The organism is Flavobacterium sp. (genome assembly GCF_027490375.1).
Classification (GTDB): domain Bacteria; phylum Bacteroidota; class Bacteroidia; order Flavobacteriales; family Flavobacteriaceae; genus Flavobacterium.
This window is the reverse complement of record NZ_JAIXYH010000094.1, coordinates 1-2,924: the sequence shown is the minus strand read 5'-3', so window position 1 is coordinate 2,924 and position 2,924 is coordinate 1. Positions and strand designations below refer to the sequence as shown.

Here is a 2,924-nt window from a genome sequence, read left to right as displayed (position 1 = left end):
GGCGTCGGCAAAACCGTTGCGTTGCAGCGAAGTGATGTTGCCGTGCTTGTCGTAGCTCAGTGTTTCGTCGTAATTGCCCGTAACGCTGTAGCCCAATTTGCGGTAGTTGCCTTTAAGCAATCGGTTTAAATCGTCGTACTGATAGCCGTACATACGCGTAAAACCATCGCTTTCGGTGCGCCAATACGTTTCCGAAATATTGCCGTTATACAGGTTTTCCACGCCAGGAATCGATTGTTCTCGGGTGTTGTAATTAATCTTGAAGGCAAATAAATCGGTAACTTCATCGGCGGTATCGGCCACGTTATTGATGTTGGTTAACCACCCACGGATGTTGTAGGCATAATCTACCTTTTGCAGAAAACTCGCACCGGTTGGGTCTTGTTTGCCTACTTTTTTCGAAATGAGTTGCCCCAGCTCGTCGTAGGTGTTGTTGGAAAGGACTTCCCAAGTGCCGCCGTTCACGCGGTGTAAATGTGTAAGCAAGCGGTCTTGCGGCGAGTATTCAAATTGCTCGTCGATCCGAGTTTCAGTACCAGATGGGTTATCTCTTCGGTGTAGCGTTAACTTTTTTAGCACCTTCCCCGTAAAGTCGAGCATGCTTTCGGTAAGGGTTTGTCCGCCGAGGTAATTTTCTTTGTGTGTTTTTACCAGGCGTGCTTTATCATCATAAAAAAAGGTAGTTGTTTCGCCCTCGGGTCTTGCAGCATTGTTGAGCACCCGCACCCAAGTTCCGGTAGCCAAGCCTTTTGGTTTTAAAGAGGTGTTGTTGTACGTAATATTTGTCACCAAATTGGAAGAAAAATCCAACAGCGCTCTCGGAAAATTATAATCGTCGTAATAATTTACGGTGAGTACTTTCATGTCGCTGTTGTGTATTTTCTTTTGCAGCCATTCCCGCTTTCCGCTATAGTCCTCAAAAAAACAGCTGCCTACAGTCGCACTGCGGTGGGCTTCTTGGGTCGCCACCACAGCCGCGCTTCCGCCAAGCTGTTTTTTCTCCGGGCTGCCGCTTCAATAGGGGCTAGGCATGAGTGCTAATTAAAACGTGTTTTCGAGATTTCGCAGGGATTGCACCCAAGGCTTTAGCCGACTAAACGAAGTAAATCCGCGCGAACGGGAGCACGTAACACTTAGCGCGGCTGGAAGACGCTCGAACTTCATTAAATTCTTTTCAGTATTTGATTCCCATCTGCTTTGATACTTTGCCTAAAAATATTCTTTACTTTCTTTCAAATTTATGCATACTAAAAGTATCACTACACGTTCTTAAACAAGGAAAATGCTCCTTATCAATTTTATTTTGCCTCAAACCTATATAAAGACATTTAAAATCTAAGTACTCTACGATATACTCTTTAAAAAAAGATTTCTTTTTCAATTCTTTAAAATTGGAGTCTCGATATGCTTTTTTGATATCATTATAGAATGAAAAAAAATCATTGACATAGAATCCTGATAGACGATAATTTCTACCTGTATTTTGATTAATTGCAATGATATACTGAGCGTCATAACAAAAATCAATTTTTAAAAACCATGATTCATTATTGTCTAAACTACCACTATAGCTAATATCAGATAATTTATAGAAAGTAAAATCGCCATCTATGGAGAGATGAATTTTTGAGTTTAATTGTAAAGTGTCTAATTTTATAAAGCACTTTTTCTTAAAAATAGCATATAAAGAATCATTCTTATAAACTGTTTTACTTAAATCACTCCTTGATATATTTTTTTTATTTAAAAATAAATGCATTTTAAAAATATCTTCCGCTATTGTTTTTGATTGGCCTTGTAAGTTCAAAGCACATAAGAATGTCAAAATAAAAACTACTTTTATTTTTATCATTGTTTCATTTTTTTAATAGCGCTATAAATCGATCTTGCCAATCCATCGCTGTTTTAGCGTAAGTTTCATTTCTATTGTCTGGATGCTGGCAACTCGCAGGCTTACCAAACAATGCAGCTTGATTACGAGCTACAAGAGCTGAATAAAAACTGTCATATGGGGCATTTGCAATTCCAACCGCGTGACCAAATTCATGGGCAATAGTTTCACCTCTACCAAGTTTTGAGGAACCATCGAAAGTTATATTTATATTACCATCACCACCCAAATCTTGATTTCTAGCACTTGCAGGCCAAACAGAAGGTGATGTTTCTGCGCCACCTGAATTTGGGTCAACTCCGCCAAATTTAACAACAACATCTATTTCGCTACCCGTTACTGCATTCTTTAGATTATCTACTTGTGCAAATCCTTCAGGGTCTACATTCTTAAACTCATCTATAGTTGCTTGTACTTGTTGATAGCTATATTCTGCTGATTTATACTCAGATTCCGCTTTTGCCAGACCTTCTTTGGCGGATTTGTATGATTTGAACTCTTTTCTTGAATTAAAATCCCTACGCTTCAAATTGGTACTTGAATATTTACTATCAAATTCTGCTTTTTTCTTATCTCGTTCATTTAACCTCTTATTTCTTTCAGCTTCATTGCCATTGATCACTTTCATTCCGTCTGGATCTAAAAAATAAATCGGATTATTCAATGCATAAACGTATGGTGAGAACCTTCTCGATACTTCCGCCAACGGATCCACATTCATCCACCTACCAATCGCTGCATCATAATTCCGCGCGCCGTAGTCGTAAAAGTTAAGCCCTAACTCATCCTGCCACTCCTTCCCATTGTACTTATACTGCCACTCCCTTCTTTCCGTAGGTTGTATTACAAATAACTCGCCATTGGTTTCTTTTACACGTTCAAAACGTTCACTGGCGTAGTTTTCGTGTTTCAAACCAAACGGGTAGTAGTGGTTTTCCTCCAAAATCTTAGGAACTGCCACTCCGTTATCGGTGTAGCTCATACGCACGTTTCCGAGGTGGTCGGTGTAGTTGTACACGTAGAAGAATTTGGT

Annotated in this window: 2 protein-coding genes and 1 pseudogene; all 3 read right to left on the bottom strand. The window is 39.6% G+C overall.

Annotated elements, in window-relative coordinates; genetic code table 11:
- Positions 1-864 (bottom strand): annotated as a pseudogene (locus tag Q0064_RS14135) (type IV secretion protein Rhs); the annotation flags it as partial.
- Between the two features lie 358 nt (positions 865-1,222).
- The gene (locus tag Q0064_RS14130; protein ID WP_298148856.1) at positions 1,223-1,852 is read right to left on the bottom strand and encodes a hypothetical protein; all 630 of its coding nucleotides are present in this window, start codon (positions 1,850-1,852) and stop codon (positions 1,223-1,225) included.
- 4 nt (positions 1,853-1,856) lie between these two features.
- On the bottom strand, positions 1,857-2,924 hold a 1,068-nt coding region (locus Q0064_RS14125), incomplete at its 5' end, for an RHS repeat-associated core domain-containing protein (protein WP_298148855.1).